The following is a 15927-nucleotide window of genomic DNA, read 5'->3' as shown; positions in this document are numbered from 1 at the left end:
TTGCCTCCCTATGAAACCGAAGCTCTCCGCAACCTGTGGAGCCGCCCGCTAGGCGACGACACGAACCGGAATCGATTTGGCGGCGGGCGTGCCGCTGATCTTGTCGTAGTATTCGAGCGGCAGCAGCGGGTTCAGCTCGGGATAGTATCCCGCGACCGCGCCGCGTGGCATCGGATAGTCCAGCACCGTGAGACCATCGACCCGGCGCCGCACGCCGTCATCGCTGATCGTCTCGAGCGCGATCCGTGCGCCAGAGGCGAGCCCTCGCGCCGCCCGGTCATCGGCGTTCATGAACAGCACCATCCGGTCGTTGTAGACGCCGCGATAGCGGTCGTTATAGCTGTAGATCGTGGTGTTGAACTGGTCGTGCGAGCGGACTGTCGCCAACCGCAGCATCGCGGGATCGGACACCGGAGCGTTGACCTCGAGGCCGGGCATCAAGAGGAAATTGGCCTTGCCGTTCGGGGTCGGCCAGACCAGCCGGCGCGGTGGCACGTCGAGGTGGAAGCCCTGCGGTCGTTTGATCCGTTCCGAGAAGTCGCTGTAGATCTCGGGATAGACGTCCGCGATCTTATCGCGGATCAGTCCGTAGTCTTCGATATAGCTCTCCCACGGAATCGTGCTGTCGGGAAGCGTCGCGCGCGCCATCCGGCAGACGATCTCGACCTCCGGGAGCAGATCGGCGCTTGCCGGCGCCAGCACGCCGCGCGATGCCGTGACGGTGGACATCGAGTCCTCTATCGTGACGAACTGCTCTCCGGCCAGGGTATGGATGACTTCGGAGCGCGCGACCACCGGCAGGATCAGCGCATCTCGCCCGTGGACCAGATGTCCGCGATTGAGCTTGGTGTTGATGCCGACCGTCAGGGCGAGTTTCCTCATCGCCGCATACGATCGCTCGGTATCGGGGACCGCGCGGACGAAGTTGCCGCCCATGCCGATGAAGACCTTGGCCGTGCCGTTCTGCATCGCCTCGACGGTCTCGACGGTGTGGTGGCCGTGTCCGCGCGGCGGCTCGAAGCCGAACACGTCGCGCACGCGGTCGAGATAGTCGTCGGTCGGCTTCTCGTCGATGCCGACGGTGCGGTCGCCCTGGACGTTGGAATGGCCGCGGATCGGCGAGATGCCGGCGCCGGGCTTGCCGAAATTGCCCTTGATCAGCAGCAGATTCACGACTTGCTGCAGCAGCCGCGATCCCTCCTGGTGCTGGGTCAGTCCCATCCCGTAGCAGATCATGGTAGCCCGGGAGCGCATGTAGATCTCGGCGCAACGGCGGATCTGTGCCTCCTCGCCGCCGGAAATCGCGACGATGTTGGGCCACGACTGGGCCAGAACATCCTTCCGGACCAGATCGAATCCGACGGTCTGCTCGCGAATGAAGTCGTGATCGAGGACTTTCTCGCCCTGCGCTTCGCGCTCGAACATCACCTTCATCATGCCCTTGAACAGGGCAAGATCGCCGCCGATCTTGATGTGAACGAACTCGCTGGCGATCGGGGTCGATCCGAAGGTCGCCATTTGAATGACATCCTGCGGCTCGGTGAAGCGGATCAGTGCCCGCTCCGGCATCGGATTGACGGCCACGATCGGCACGCCGCGCTTTCGCGCCTCGACCAGATTGGTCATCATGCGCGGCGAGTTGGTGCCGGTGTTCTGCCCGATCACGAAGATGGCTTCGGCGTGTTCGAAATCCTCCATCACAACGGTGCCCTTGCCGACGCCGATCGAGGGTGGCAGGCCGCGGCTGGTGGGCTCGTGGCACATGTTCGAGCAGTCGGGGAAATTGTTGGTGCCGAACGCGCGGACGAAGATCGAATACAGAAACGCGGCTTCGTTCGGCGTGCGTCCCGAGGTGTAGAATTCGGCGTGATGCGGGCTCTCCAGCGCACGCAGATGATCTCCGATCATCGTGAAGGCTTCGTCCCACTCGCATGGCAGATAGCGATCGGAAGCCGCATCATAGCGCATGGGCTCGGTCAGCCGGCCCTGCATCTCAAGCCAGTAGTCCGACTTCTCCATCAGCTCGGACACCGTGTATGTGGCGAAGAATTCTCGCGTGACCCTGCGCTTGGTCGCTTCGAACGCCAGCGCCTTGGCGCCGTTCTCGCAGAACTCCAGCGTCTTCTTGCAGTCAGGATCGGGGAAGGCGCAGCTCGGACATTTGAAGCCGCCGGGTTGGTTCATCGCGAGCAACGCGCGAGATCCTTTGGTGACGACGCTCTGCTCGAGCAGCACCTTGGCGGTTGCGCCGGCCGCTCCCCAGCCGCCCGCAGGATGATGATAGGCCTTGTAACGAGGCTTGTGGTCGGTCATTGCCAGCACTCCCCAATCATCCGCGATATCGGAAGTAAACCATTCTATCATATTGATTTCTATGGACATTTTGTCCTTTTGCGCGGACAAAATGTCCGGCGTTGAAAGCCGATCGCGCTCTAAGTGACTGACTGGACTACATTCCGGAATTGGCGCGGAGGTTGCTTCATTACGCGCCGTTGAATCGGGGAGACGGCGTGAACCACCCATTGTCCATGTCGGAAGGTTGCTTCCGGCGATGTCCAAACTTGATCATTGCGACCAATGCGCTCGTCGTCACCAGTGACGATACGCGCGCGGCGTCCGGCTCGAGCTGCAATCTCGAGGAGGGCTTAAGCGCGCCGCGGAGGTCGACATGATTGTGCGCTCCAAGCCCGGCTTCAGGGACATCGTGTTTGCGGTCAACGGCTCGATCCTGCCGCGGATCGCGCCGCATCTGGTTGCGATCGCCTTGATCAGCGTCCTTGCGGTGCTCGCCGCGATGGAGCATCCGGGCATTTTTGCGCGGATCAGCGCCGTTCCCTTCACACTGATCGGCATCGCGCTGTCGGTCTTCATGAGCTTTCGGAACAGCGCCTGCTATGAGCGCTGGTGGGAAGGCCGGGAGCTCTGGGGCAAGCTGATCATCGCCTGCCGCTCGTTCGCACGTCAGACCTCCACCCTTGATGAGGAGGAGCGGCGCGTGCTGCTTCGCGGCCTGTGCGGCTTCTGCGCCGGACTGGCAGCCCGCTTGCGCGGCGAGGACGAACTGGTGGCGATCGGACATTGGTGCGACATCGACGCCGCGTCAGGCGGGCCCAACCCGACCAATGTCGTGCTCAACCAGATCGGAACATATTGCCTGGCGCTGATGAAGCGGGACCGCATTGAGCCGATCCACTACTCCGTCCTCGAGGGGCAGCTTAGCGCGCTCTCCGACGTGCAGGGCGGTTGCGAACGCATCGCGTCGACGCCCGTGCCGTTCGCCTATTCCCTGCTGCTGCACCGGACCGCTCTGATCTTTTGCGTGACGCTGCCGTTCGCGCTGGCCGGATCGCTGGACTGGTGGACGCTGCTGCCCGTCCTGCTGGTCGCATACACCTTCTTTGGTCTCGACGCGCTCGGCCATCAACTCGAGGATCCGTTCGGACTGGAGCCTAACGCTCTCCCACTGGACGCCATGCGGCGCATGATCGAGCGCGAGATTCTATTCCTGCTCGGAGAGCGTGATCTTCCCGCGCCGATCGAGGCGCGTGACAATGTGCTGAAGTAGGCGGAACCTTTGATCCAGGAAAGTTGCTGCGAGATGCCCTTCGATAGCGCAACGCCTCGACCTTCATATGGAGGTTGCCATGAGCATATAGGGAATGAGCTATCCGAGTGGGATCGAGGTCCAGGAGGTGCCCTATGACGATGAATGAACTCGCTGACGCGCTCGACAAGATCGATGAAGATGCGTTTGCCTCGTTCCTCCTTGAGTATGAGATCACGCACGATGACGGACCCGAGGCGATGAAGACGATGATCGTCGAGGCGCTTCGGTTCGCGGACGCGCATGGCTTTCAGGCGCCCCGGCCGCTTCTCGACGAAGCCGATTAGGCTGGGGCAAAGTCCATCCGTGACGGAGATGCGGAGCGCGCGTACGTGTCTGCTCCGCGGAAGCCTGCGCGAGACAGGTGAGGCATCGCCGATGGACAGCCTGTCCTCGACGGCGTGGACAAAATGTCCGTCGTCGCCGGGCGTTGCGCGCCCAAGCCATTGACATTGTTTCCGTACCCAAGTTGGCGCATTCTTTGCCATCAGGAATTTCGACGCTCGGGCGGATCGGAACTCCTGTTGGTTCGAACAATCCGGTCGAGCGCAACGTTGAACGTCATTGATAGCGACATAGGAGGACCCTCAATGTCCAAGGATCATGACAAAGCCTCCCACGGATCACAGGACGCGCGGCGGCACAAGATCGACCATCAGACCCGAAACGAATGGCTTCACCGGGACGCTGGCCTTCAATCCTTGTGGCAGGCCTCCGGCATGTCGCGGGACGAGTTCATCCAGCATAATGAAGGGGTGATCGACAAGGTCATAAGCGATAACCTTGACGCGAACCGCTAACTGGAAGCGGCGCATTGGAGCAGCTGCATGGCAGAAAAGGTTCGCTGAATCGATCCAGCTGCCAGGCCGTCCACATGCCGTGTGTGAGGATACGCCATGATTGCCGGCAATCGCACTTCCGATTCCTGGCCGGCGCTTTCCGGCCCGGCCTTCGAGCCCACGCGATATCTCCTGCACATGGCGTTGCAGGCGGTCGGCAAGCTGAAGCTCGCGGAACCGTTTCAGGCGCAATGGGCCGAGGTGCCGTTGTGGCTCAGCGCGCGAGGGCTGACCACGGGACCGATCCGTCATGCCGGCGGCGTTTATGAGGTCCGCGCCGACTTCATCTCGCACGAGCTGCAGTGGCTCACGAGTTCGGGCACATCGGGGCAGTTGCCACTGCGGCCGACGTCCGTTGCCGCGCTCGTGGACGCTCTGCTCGATCAGCTTCGCCACGCCGGCATTGACGCGTCGATCACCCTCATGCCGCAGGAGGTGTCCCGTCCGATCCCGTTCAACGAGGACAAGGAGCAGCGCCCGTACGATCGCGACCTGGTCAATGCGTGGTGGCGCATCCTGCTCGGCACGCAACGCGTGCTCCAGGACTTTCAGGGCCGGTTCACCGGCAAGACGCAACCGATCGGCCTGATGTGGGGGACGCTGGATATTCGCGCGGTGTTCTACAACGGCAAGCCCGTCACGCCCGCGCAAGATATCGGCTTCATCAGGCGCAATGCGATGAATGCGGAACTGATCGAGATGGGGTGGTGGTCGGGCGATGTCTCCTATCCCAGGCCCGCGTTCTACTCCTTCACATATCCGCAGCCGAAAGGCATCGAGAACACCAAGGTCGGTCCGGCCGCCGCCCGCTGGGACGCCGGCATGGGCGAGTTCCTGCTCGACTACGATGACCTGCGCCAGTCGGGCGATCCTGATCGAGACCTGCTGACCTTCCTCGAATCCACCTATCACGCTGGTGCAACCGCTGCAGGGTGGGATTCCGGGCTGTTGGGTGGCGGCCGGCCGGAATGATACGCGACCTGGCGCCCACAACCGCTTTTGTATCACGACGACGTGTTGGAGGCGAAACGCCGGACTTCGGCAATAGTCAATTGGTAGGTTTTGGCCCAGGACGCTCAAATATGCCTTATCTTTCAACGGGGATTGACTGATACTCTCTCCGCCGCACTGCTCCTCCGCTGTATCCAGCTGTTCGAAACGACAGCAAAGCACGAACACAACGCGACAATGGTTGTCGCGGTTACCCACCAAGGCCCGTATCGTTCAGGTATTGCCAGGGCAGCGGGTAATGATCGCCACCGATCCCCAGGATGCCAACCGAAGCCACCCAGTGGGCGATAGCAGCATCGAGCTCGGCATTGCGCGCGATGCAGTCGTCGCTGGTTGCGAGATACTGAACAGACGCTCACGGGGGCCCAAAGAGCGTCCGCTACAGCCATCATCAGCCGGATGCTCGGTACGAGCCGGGGAGCCTCGGTCCGGTTTGCAGGCGCGGAGGGGCCTTTTGGGGGAGGCATCGTGGCGCCTTCTGAACGAAACTTTTTAGGTTCGAAATGCACCTTATGGTTTGAAAAACCTTGGTAATTCATTGATATTACAACAAATTCGTGCAACCTCCGAGCGCACCACAAACCCAAGTTCCCATCTGAAATCATTAAGCTTTTTCCGGATGTCGCCCGAGAATGCCACTGTTCGCGTCCGGCCCCGGCAACGCGCTGTCGATTGGCTGGGCGTGCGGACCTAAAGCGGGATGGGTTTAGGTTGAATCGATTTGGGATTCCCAAATCAGTGTGTTTCTGATTCACCATGCTGGCTGGATAGGAGGCCGGCATGGATGGGCAAGCCTTATTCCCTGGATCTCCGTAACCGTGTCGTAGCCGCGATTGAGGGCGGGATGTCCCGCAATCGGGCCGCCAAGCAGTTTGGGGTGGCGATCAGCACTGCCATCGGCTGGATGCAGCGTGTCGATGAGACCGGCAGCGTTGAGCCTGGCCAGATGGGCGGTCACAAGCCGAAGGCGGTTTCGGGAGACCACGCAGTCTGGCTGTCGCAGCGGATCAGGGACGGCGATTTCACCATACGTGGTCTCGTTGCCGAGCTCGCCCGTCGCGGCCTGAAGGTCGATTACCACTCGGTGTGGGACTTCGTCCATGCCGAGAAGCTCAGCTTCAAAAAAAAGCGTGGCGGCTGGCGAACGCGATCGACCCGAGGTCGCGAGGCGACGAGCCCAGTGGACAAAGTATCAAGATCGCGTCGAAGCTGAGCGGCTGGTCTTCATCGACGAGACCTGGACCAGGACCGATATGGCGCCCTTGCGGGGATGGGCGCCGCGCGGACACAGACTTCACGCCAAGGTTCCTCACGGCCGCTGGAAGACCATGACCTTCCTGGCGGCCTTGCGCCATGACCGGATCGATGCGCCATGGTTCATCGAAGGGCCGATCGATGGCGTGAGCTTTCGCACCTATGTCGAGAAGGTTCTGCTGCCCGTCCTTCGACCCGGCGATATCGTCATCTTGGACAACCTCGGCAGCCACAGGAGCAAGGTAGTTCGCCAGCTCATCCGCTCGGTCGGCGCCAAGCTCTTCTTCCTGCCAAAATACTCGCCCGATCTGAACCCGATTGAACAGGTCTTTGCCAAGCTCAAACACCTGCTTCGCAACGCCGCCGCGCGAACCGTCGACGCAGTCTGCGCCGCTATCGGCCACGCGCTCGACGCCTTCACCTCCGAGGAATGTGCCAACTACCTCAAAAATTCAGGCTATCGAACTTAATGCCATCACGCTTTAGAAGGTCGCGCTGCTAACTTCTTGGCTTGGTCGATGACAGTTGGAGGCGCCGATCGAATCGCGGGACCTCGCCGATAGCGGCCGCTTCCGGCGAGACTGAGCCCCAGGTCTCGACGCGAGACCCTGACACGCGCGACCGGCCATCATGCAAAGCCATTATCAAACTGCTTGAGCAGCCAGTCGGTGAGGTCGACCTTCTCGGCCAGTACCCGCGCGTGTCGCTGCGCCATCGTCGCTTCCAATGCTGGATCAGCAACCATACCCGACACGAGCGTCACCAGTTCCTCGAACTGCTGGGGCTTGAAGCCCCAGGCCAACCGATACCGCTGTTCCAGTTCAGCGATCACGGAGCAGCGCCCGACGAAGCTATTGCAGCGGATCGCGGGGCGTCCGAGCAAAGCCGCCTCCATCGTCATCGTCTGGCTGTCGCTGATCAGTATCTTCGCGTGAGCCAGAAGGTCATGCATGGTCTCGGGCGGAGCCTTCAGGGCGTATGGCTGAAGGCGCGGAGCGATGGAGCTTTCCGCGTTGATGAAGACGCGGCCATGCGGTTCGAGCAACGCAATCAATCGAAGAACCTGAGCCTCGGAAAGCCCGCTTTCGCCGGCGTCGTGATGAGCCGTCAGCGAAACCAGCCGTATGATGAAGTAGGGCTCGCGAGGCTCTATTCCCAACAGGCGGACCACGTCCTGGTCGGGCTTGAAATGGTTCGGGTGGAGGTAGGCCAGCTCATGATAGCTGTCGTGAGTTCGCACCTTTGCGGTCTTCTTGTCCCGCAAGACCGCCGGTATGACGATGCGATTTGCGAAAGGATAGGTAATTTTCGCGAACAGCGGTACGTAATCGGCGTCGTCTTCGTTCAGGACGATCGAGGGCCTGCCAATGACGCGGCCGACGTGAGCAACCGATACAGACGTGCCGACAAGGAAATCCGGTCTGTCTGGAAGCGCGGCTTTCAGGACCTGCCAGTTGTGGATCGCAAGTTCGATGGCGCTGCCGACAAGGCCTCGGCGCGGCTTCGAGGCGACGGTATAGGGCAGGCCGTAATGATCGAGCAATCCACCGATAATGCCGCGATCACGGATCGTGACCGTGATCTTGTCGCCACGCGCCTGCATGCGCTGCGCCACGTTTCGGAAAAGGTGAACGTGCGCGGGATGGCCGATATCAAAGAGAACGTGCATCGCTCTTGTGAACTTTGCTGGGATAGAGCGTTGGGATCTGAGCGATGCGCTCCATCACCTCGGTGGGATCGAGACCGATTACGCCGCAATACCACGCGATCGATTCGAAGCGCGGGATGTTCTCCATTTCGACGAGACGAAGCGCGCTCGCTCGATCGAGCACGCCCTCTCGAATCTGGTTCGAGCGGAAGGTATCGTTCTCGCTAAAGCCCGCGACCCGCGTATAAATGTAGTTATAGAAAGCAGCCGTCCCATCTCCGATGCGCCAGGTCGAGCGCGTATCGTTGGCGGTCTCCCAGTCGTATTGATCGATCAGCGTGTCGTTTACTTCGCTCTCGACCCAGGGAATGTAGTCGAACAGTCGGAGATATTCGTGCTTGATCGAATAGTAGCTGAAAAAGGCGCCGGCGGTATCGAGAAGCGATTTGTTGATGTAGCGCGGGTTGAGCAGGAATTCCCTGCCGTAGTAGCTCGCCATCTGAAGCTGCGCGAATTGTGACGGCCGGTGTCCAAGCGTGGGCGGCACACCACAAAAGCCGGCCTTGAAATGTGTTTTCTCCAGCGGATTGGAGGCAAGCACCGTAGCTTCAAGGTGAAGCTTTTTCGCGAGGTCATTGGCGTAGTAGAAATACTGCTTGTCGCCGGCCATGAAGAGGGGGACCATTCCAAGTGACGGCCGCTTGAGCCAAGCAGAGACGTTGCGACGAATGTTTGCTCGCTTTTCGGCAATGTCAGCCGAGACGAGAATATGCTCGACCTTGAGCGCCCCGCACATCCGCGCCTGGTTGCGGCGCGCCAGGTCCGTGATCATTCCCCAGTCGTAAGTGTAGGCGATCGGCTTAAGGCCGAGCTCACGCACCGCATAGTGAAGGCCAAAGCTGCTGTCGCGTCCTCCGCTCAGCGTGATGAGGCAGTCGGCGGAGGCGCCGTTGCGGCGTGTCTTCAGCTTGTTGGCTTCGGCCTCCAGGGCGGGACGCCCCAGATAGGTCTTCGGTTGGTGGCTTTGGCAGAAGTTGCAGACGCCGCTTGCATCGAACGCGATGAAAGGGACCGTTTCCGGCAAAATACAGCGGGTGCACCGGCGCAATGCCTTGATCGGTTGCGGATCGATTTCGAAGCGCGAGAAGTTGCCGAGCCTGACTGCGGGCATCGAATTGAAGGTCGTGGCATTGCGGACTTTGCCGGGTGTGTCGTCCCGGATCTCGCGCCGCCGCGGGGCGATCGCCGGCGTCTCCTCGGTGTCGACCCCGAGATCGATCTCGTGGCTGACCAGCGTATCGAGTTTGATCAGCAATGCGCTGCCAGCCTTGATCTGTCGGATGGCGTCCGGGCGCGCAGGCCAGGCCAAGCCTGGCGTGGTCAGGAATTCCTCCAGAATGTAGCGCTCGGAGGCGAATACGATCGTGCCGTCGGCCGCGCTCGGCGCCACGTAAAGAGAGCCGTTGTTCGTTGCGAGGACCATGCAATTGAGGTCGTCGGACACGAGCGCGGTGGAAACCGTCCCAAGCAACCTGCGGAACGTCGAGCGCATCGCGTCGGCGAGGGATTCGCCCCGATCGAGATGCTGGCGGAGCAATTGGAGCATCACTTCGGTGTCGACCTCGGCCTTCCGCTCGGCCGTGTTTATGGTTCGCCACAGGTCTTCGTCATTGACGATGATGCCGTTGTGAACGCCCAGGATGCCGCCGGCAAGAACCGGCTGGTTGTTCGCGTGCAGGTTTTGAGTGCCGTTCGTGACGAGTCTCGAATGTCCGAAGATAGCGATGGGCTCGCGGGACTGGTAGAGCGTGTCCAGAGCACCCTTGAAGAAGGGAGCAAAGTCCGTCGAGGCGAGAAAATCGCGCGGACGCTGCGCACTCTTGCGAAAGGTGACGGTGGTCGGCCCAACGATGGCTAGCCCGGACGATTCCTTGCCGCGCGTTTCCGACAGGAGGAACAACCGAGAGACGGCGCGTTCCACGATCTCGCGATCAAGCGCGCCCGGGCTCGTAATCACTCCGAAAATGCCGCACATCGCAACCGCTCGCCGTCGCTCGATCTATTTCAGGTGCTTGTTCATTTCCATGTCAAGCCACATGGCAAACATGACGGATTGCCAGCCCATCAAGACAAGGAATGTCGTGAAAAGCGGTGTGTTGTCTGCCACGAATCCAATGAAGAGCCGATGCATCACAACGTAGAGTCCGACGAACATTCCGAGCGACAGCAAAACAGCGCCCGTAAAGTAGAACAGCACCAACGGATGAAAGTCGCGGATGATATATTTCTGCAGCATACGATAGGCAAACAATCGCACGAGCAACAGTGACAGTCTCGGCACGAGACGAATTGGCTTGATGCCTGATTGTTCGCCGATACCGTAGATCGGCTTGATCGGGATGTCGCGCACCCTGAAATCAAAGATATTCAGTTTCACGAGCATGTCGTTCGGCATCCCGTACCGCTTGTAGATGTCGTCCAGATTCAGCGTCTTAAGCACCTTCCGGTTGGCCACGGTGTAACCGGTCTGCGAGTCCGCCACGTGCCAATAGCCCGAGGCGATCTTGGTCAACATCGAAAGCAATCCGTTACCGATGTAGCGAACGCGCGGAATCAGGTTCCACGCCTCGCCGGTGAAGAGCCGGTTTCCCTTGGCGTAATCGGTTTCATCGGCAATGACGGGCTCAAGCAGTGCGTTTAGATCGCAAGGATCCATTTGCGCGTCGCCGGCCATAACGGCCGTCGCATCGATGTCGTGGTCGCGCGCCCAGCGATAACCGGCGGCGATCGCCCCGCCGACACCTTCATTTTTGGGCAGTCGAATCAGTATGACGCGTTCGGGCTGCGCGGCAGAATAGCGCTCGACGATCTCGGCGGTGCGGTCGCGGCTCTGGTCGTCCACGCAGACAATATGGTCGACAAACTCCGGCATGGTCTCGATGACGCGGCCGATCAGTTTCTCCTCGTTGTAACAAGGCACCACAACCGCGACAGTCTTCGATTTATACATGCGCATTTCCCGCCGCGGCGCGGCTTCGTGAGTCGTAGGCCGGTTGGGGAACCTGCTTAAGCCTCTGTTCCAGGTTGAACCACCCTGCTTGAATGCGGTATCTGCAGTTTCGTCAATAGGCTGTCCACCGGCGCGCCGGTCCGGAGATCGCGCTCGGCTCCAATTTTTCTGGCTCTCGTGTCTGAATTTGTTGCATTTTCGACTTTGGTGCCGGCGAAGGGGCAGCAGGCCAAGCCCGCGGATTCGCGTCTTCAAGCGGGTTGCGCCATATTATCTAGCAAGATCAATAAGATGCGTCCAAATCAACTTCGACGGGCAGGCGCGGATCGCACTCCATGAACGAGGAAACGCTCCGCTTCTACAACCTGCAGGCGAAAAACTACACTGCGCTCAGAGCCCGCCCCATTCAGGTTTACACCGACAGGCTCGAGCGGGAGGCTATGGCCCCGCTCGTCGCGGCGGCAACAAATATCCTCGACCTTGGCTGCGGCGAGGGACGTTTGACGCGGTGGCTTGCACAAAGCAAGCGAGATCAGGGCGGAGATTTCACCGTGCACGGTGCGGACTTCAGCCCCGAAATGATCGCCCATGCGCGGGCCCTGAATGGTGACCTCCCGGCAACTTACGGTATTGGCGATGCGATGGCGTTGCCGTTTCCAGACAACAGCTTTGATCTGATCGTATCGTGCACGGCCCCCAACAATTTTCCCGACCTGAACGCTGCCCTCGATGAAATCCGTCGAGTGCTGCGGCCGGGCGGTGCATTCTGCGCAACGATCATAAACAGCCAGGAGACAGCACGTTTCGCGCGCTATCTTTACTACTCGCCATATTATCTCGCGAAGCTTGCGCAGCGCATCGTGAAGGGGGCGTCGAGCTATCACCGCGTCTTGTTCTCTCGCGAAGAGCTCGAGCGTCTGCTGCAGGGCCGCTTCAAGATGATAGAGATATCCGGAATGCGGCTCATTCCCGATTTCGTGCCGGAATTTCCGCTGAACATCTGGCCGCCCTTGTTTCCGGTCATGTCGGGCTTCATCGACGCCACGCAGAGCATTGATCATTGGCTTGCAAAGCATCCGACATTCGGACGCCGCGCCCGTTTCCACCTTGTGATTGCACAGGCAGTGAAATGAACCCGGGACGACAGCGCCCGAAATTCGTGGTGACCGTAGACGTCGAGGACTTCTTCGAGCCGCGGCCTCCGATCGACACCTATCGGGGCCGTAACGCTGGGCGCGATTACGCGACTCCGCGCATCATGGATATCCTCGAACGACACGGCGGCCGCGGCACCTTCTTTGTCGATGTCCAGAACCGCCGGACCGTCAGCGAGGAGCTCGTTGCCGGCGTGACGCGCGAGATCGCCGAGCGGGGCCATGAAGTTGGCCTGCACACCCATCCGGCCTTTCCGGAGGGAAAGCGCGGATACGGAATGGCGCAGACGATGAAGACGCTGTCGTTCAACGAGCAGCGTCGGTTCATCTCCGAAGGGGTGGCGCTGATTGAAGCCTGGACAGGCCGACCGCCTGTCAGCCATCGCGCCGGCGGCTACGGCGCCAACTACGATACGCTCGTTGCTCTGGAGCAAAACGGCATCGAGATCGATTCGAGTGTTTTTTACGGCTATCCGCACTGCGGACTCAATCATCCCCCGCTCACCGCGAACGCCGTTGTTCGGCATGGCGATCTACTCGAAGTTCCCGTGACCGTGACGCGCTGCGATCTTGCGCTCGGACCGGCCCGCCTGCTGTCGCTGACGAAGAAGCTCGATCCGGACTGGTGCAGTCCCGGCGAGTTGCGCCGCCAGATCGAAGCCGTCTTGGCGTCCAGTCAGCAAATTATCGTGCTGTTCTTGCATTCCTATTCGTTGATAGATATCGAACGCGGGTTTCGGCCGGACGAACGCGCTTGCGCGGTCCTCGATGAATTGCTGGCCGACTGCGTCGGTCGCTTTGACGGAGAGATTACGACGCTGGAGCGTGCGGCTCGGGCCGTCGATCCAGTCCCAAGCAAGGAAGCGGTAGGCCAATCGCCACCAGTCGTTCGCTCCGATCTGCTGTTTCGCAATGTCGAACTCACCGGTTGGCTGATGCGAAAAATGCGGCTACGGCACTTGAAGATTCTGGTCGGGCAACGGTAGCGGCTAGCCTGTTGCATACACGATAGAGTAGATGGCTACAGCGCGCTTTTTTGTAGAAGGCCTCCACGCATGATGACCGGTCAAGCTCCGGCTTCGGATCAGGATCTGCTCGAACGTGTTCGCGCAGCGTCCGATGCTCTCGGCAACTGGCTCGAGCAGAACGACTATGCCGGCAATGATCCTTATCAGCTTGACAACATTATTTCCCAGGTTGGCGGTCGACCTATCATCGGGCCGCTCATGCACTTTGCCCGCCGAACGCTCAAGCCTTACCATGCGCTGATCCCGAAACGCCTGTTCCAGGCGGCCCCGGCCATTGTCATGCCACAAGCACTCGGAGATAGCCTCGCGGGTGAAGCTCGCCAACCCGACAGCAAGGTCTCGCGTCGACGAGCGGCGAGGTTGCTGACCCTGCTTGAGGACACGCGTAGCCCGCTGGCTCGCAATGCAGCTTGGGGTTTGCCGTTCAACTGGGGAGGAACGGGGAAGCACCCGAAGCATTGGCCGACCACGATTACGTCCACCATCGTGTTGACCGGTCTCCTCGATGCCATCCATCTGCTCGACCGCGACCGGGGGCTGGCGCTGCTCGAATCCGGCATTCGTTTCATGCTGGAAGAGGCTGGCATGATCGAGTTGCCCGAAGGCGCTTGTGTCTATTTTGGTCCGGGCGACACGCGTCTGATAATCAATGCCAGTGCTGCAGCCGCAGGCCTGCTGGCCCGGGCGGGACGGGTGCTTGATCGCGACGAACTCGTCGCGCTTGCCGGGCGGGCGGCCTTGTTCGCCGTGCACCATCAAAATCCGGATGGATCCTGGTTCTATGCGCCGGCGTTCCGCGATCACCCCGTCGACACGATCATCGATAGCCGGCACACGGGCTACATCATCGAAGGGCTCATCGAAGTCAACGCGACAATGGGTGACCAACGTATCGCGGATGCGATCGGGCGTGGTTGCGGTTATATGCAGGCCCAATTGATCGACGGCGACAAACCGCGTTGGAGTCCCGAGCAGACCTGGCCAATCGATTCCCACGATGTCGCGCAGAGCATCCTGACTGCGCTCGCCTACGGGGACAAAAGCCTGGCAAAGCGCCACATGGCTTTTGCCATGGATCGCTTTTATGCCGGCGATGGCAAGTTCCGTTACAAGGCGTTCGAGAACGGCAACAACAACGACGCCGTCTTCATTCGCTGGACGCAAGCACCGATGTACAAGGCGACCAGCAAATATCTGGCGAATTCTTCCGCCACGGAGCGTGGATGAAAATCCTCACCCGCTACTTGCTGCGAGCCGGACTGCCACGCGGCGCCTCGCTTGCCGGGGACCTCTCTTGCGCCTCGAACTCGATTGAGAGGCACGGAGCCTGATGGGTCTGCTTACTCGCAAGCGGTTGCTTTGGGGCGCGGCCTTCATTGTTGGTGCTGCGGCGCTGTTCTATTTGGTCGATCGCATCGATTGGCACACTCTTCGGTCGATCTCGATTCAGACGTTACTCGTACTCTGCCTTTCGTCGATCGTTATGATTGCGCTGCATGCGGCGGGCGCGGCGACGTTGTTGGCGGGAATGCGGTATCCAGCCAGCCTGATGGATGTCATGATGGCCATGCTGGCAGCGGGCACGGTGAGCCTGGCCGGCGATCCGAAGCTCGGCGTGCCGGCGCGCCTGGCGTTCTACAAGATGCTGGCGGATATCCCGGTGAGTGTCGGCGCGGCTCAAACGACGATCGAAAGCCTTCTTTGGCTGTTCTTGATGGGAGCGGTCCTGGTCATTCCGGGCGAATTGGCAGGTGATCGCGCACTGCCGCTTTCGCTCGCGGCCGCGGGATTGCTGATCGCTGGCCTCGCAGCGGTGGGACTTGGTCCGGCGGTGTTGGACAAGATGTGGGTACTCGGCCCGTTGTTTCGGGCCTCCGGGCCGATCCGTCGGTTCGTCTTCGATCTGCGAAACGCAATGTTCGGGATCAAGCCGTTTGCGCTGGCTGTCGCGACGTTGTGGCTTGCGACAACCTATGTGGTCGACGTCGCTTCGATTTGGTATCTCGGCCGGGCCTTGGGTGCTGATCTTCCCCTTGTGGCCATCGGGCACGCGATCGTTATTTCTTATCTGGCCGGGGCAGTTTCCCTGCTGCCATTGGGACTGGGGGTGCGTGACGTCACGTTCGTGCTGCTGTTGCAGCAGGCCGGAGCTTCGGCGGAGACGGCTGCAGCGCTTGCTCTGATTCACCGCACCGTGCGCACGGTTCTTCCGCTGCTGATTGGTTTCGCCGTCTCCGGACTGATCGCAACACGTTCACGGTCGTAGGGCAACTGCTTGACGCGCCGCGACCGCCCCAAGATTAGGTAGCGGCCCGTGCGCGGGGCGACTACAACATCGTCGAGTTCCGGCTTCGCCGATAGGGCACGCTTTGCACCACG

The 15927-nt window shown here is 60.6% G+C and carries 13 protein-coding genes; 9 read left to right on the top strand and 4 right to left on the bottom strand.

From position 1 onward, the window contains the following. Nucleotides 1-48: 48 nt before the first annotated feature. Nucleotides 49-2313, bottom strand: coding sequence for an FdhF/YdeP family oxidoreductase (locus ACVWYP_RS28945; RefSeq protein ID WP_304495715.1), 2265 nt, complete (start codon nt 2311-2313; stop codon nt 49-51). 355 nt (nt 2314-2668) lie between these two features. Here ACVWYP_RS28945 and ACVWYP_RS28940 point away from each other — a divergent pair, with 355 nt between their 5' ends. From ACVWYP_RS28940 to ACVWYP_RS28920, 5 genes are all read left to right on the top strand, one after another. Further along, nucleotides 2669-3565: a bestrophin family protein gene (locus ACVWYP_RS28940; protein WP_028339180.1), complete on the top strand. Its 897-nt coding sequence runs from the start codon at nt 2669-2671 to the stop codon at nt 3563-3565. Between the two features lie 134 nt (nt 3566-3699). Further along, complete coding sequence (locus ACVWYP_RS28935; protein WP_304495714.1) at nt 3700-3891, top strand: hypothetical protein; 192 nt, start codon at nt 3700-3702, stop codon at nt 3889-3891. Nucleotides 3892-4194: 303 nt separating this feature from the next. Then, a complete protein-coding gene (locus tag ACVWYP_RS28930; RefSeq protein WP_304495713.1) occupies nt 4195-4404 on the top strand; it encodes a hypothetical protein in 210 nt (69 codons plus the stop codon). 96 nt (nt 4405-4500) lie between these two features. Next, nucleotides 4501-5415, top strand: coding sequence for a DUF5996 family protein (locus ACVWYP_RS28925; protein WP_453945981.1), 915 nt, complete (start codon nt 4501-4503; stop codon nt 5413-5415). A gap of 823 nt (nt 5416-6238) precedes the next feature. Beyond that, nucleotides 6239-7178 (top strand): IS630 family transposase gene (locus tag ACVWYP_RS28920; protein WP_370143840.1). Its coding sequence is split into 2 segments (ribosomal slippage): nt 6239-6574 and nt 6576-7178, totalling 939 coding nucleotides; the frame shifts between segments, so codons are not numbered across the junction. Nucleotides 7179-7336: 158 nt separating this feature from the next. Here the strand turns inward: ACVWYP_RS28920 and ACVWYP_RS28915 are convergent. The 3 genes from ACVWYP_RS28915 to ACVWYP_RS28905 are packed head-to-tail and all read right to left on the bottom strand — an operon-like array spanning nt 7337 to nt 11366. Next, nucleotides 7337-8377 (bottom strand): DUF354 domain-containing protein, encoded by a 1041-nt coding sequence (locus ACVWYP_RS28915; RefSeq protein ID WP_080686647.1) that lies wholly within the window; start codon nt 8375-8377, stop codon nt 7337-7339. Continuing rightward, nucleotides 8361-10391 (bottom strand): hypothetical protein, encoded by a 2031-nt coding sequence (locus tag ACVWYP_RS28910; RefSeq protein WP_051447738.1) that lies wholly within the window; start codon nt 10389-10391, stop codon nt 8361-8363. The genes ACVWYP_RS28915 and ACVWYP_RS28910 overlap by 17 nt, the downstream gene beginning before the upstream one ends. A 24-nt stretch (nt 10392-10415) precedes the next feature. Then, entirely contained in the window at nt 10416-11366 is a 951-nt protein-coding gene (locus tag ACVWYP_RS28905) for a glycosyltransferase family 2 protein (protein ID WP_304495711.1), read from the bottom strand. A 335-nt stretch (nt 11367-11701) separates the two neighbouring features. Between ACVWYP_RS28905 and ACVWYP_RS28900 the strand changes: the two genes are divergently transcribed. The 4 genes from ACVWYP_RS28900 to ACVWYP_RS28885 all read left to right on the top strand — a co-directional run bounded on the left by ACVWYP_RS28900 (nt 11702) and on the right by ACVWYP_RS28885 (nt 15814). Continuing rightward, entirely contained in the window at nt 11702-12499 is a 798-nt protein-coding gene (locus ACVWYP_RS28900) for a class I SAM-dependent methyltransferase (RefSeq protein WP_051447737.1), read from the top strand. Nucleotides 12500-12528: 29 nt separating this feature from the next. After that, on the top strand, nt 12529-13506 hold the full coding sequence (locus ACVWYP_RS28895) for a polysaccharide deacetylase family protein (protein ID WP_304495710.1): 978 nt from the start codon (nt 12529-12531) through the stop codon (nt 13504-13506). Between the two features lie 69 nt (nt 13507-13575). Next, nucleotides 13576-14775, top strand: coding sequence for a hypothetical protein (locus ACVWYP_RS28890; protein WP_304495709.1), 1200 nt, complete (start codon nt 13576-13578; stop codon nt 14773-14775). Between the two features lie 103 nt (nt 14776-14878). Further along, nucleotides 14879-15814, top strand: a complete 936-nt coding sequence (locus ACVWYP_RS28885) for a lysylphosphatidylglycerol synthase domain-containing protein (protein WP_028339172.1) — start codon at nt 14879-14881, stop codon at nt 15812-15814. Nucleotides 15815-15927: the final 113 nt, after the last annotated feature.

The sequence above is a fragment of the Bradyrhizobium sp. USDA 3262 genome (assembly GCF_054060035.1).
This window is presented reverse-complemented; position numbering and strand designations above follow the sequence as displayed.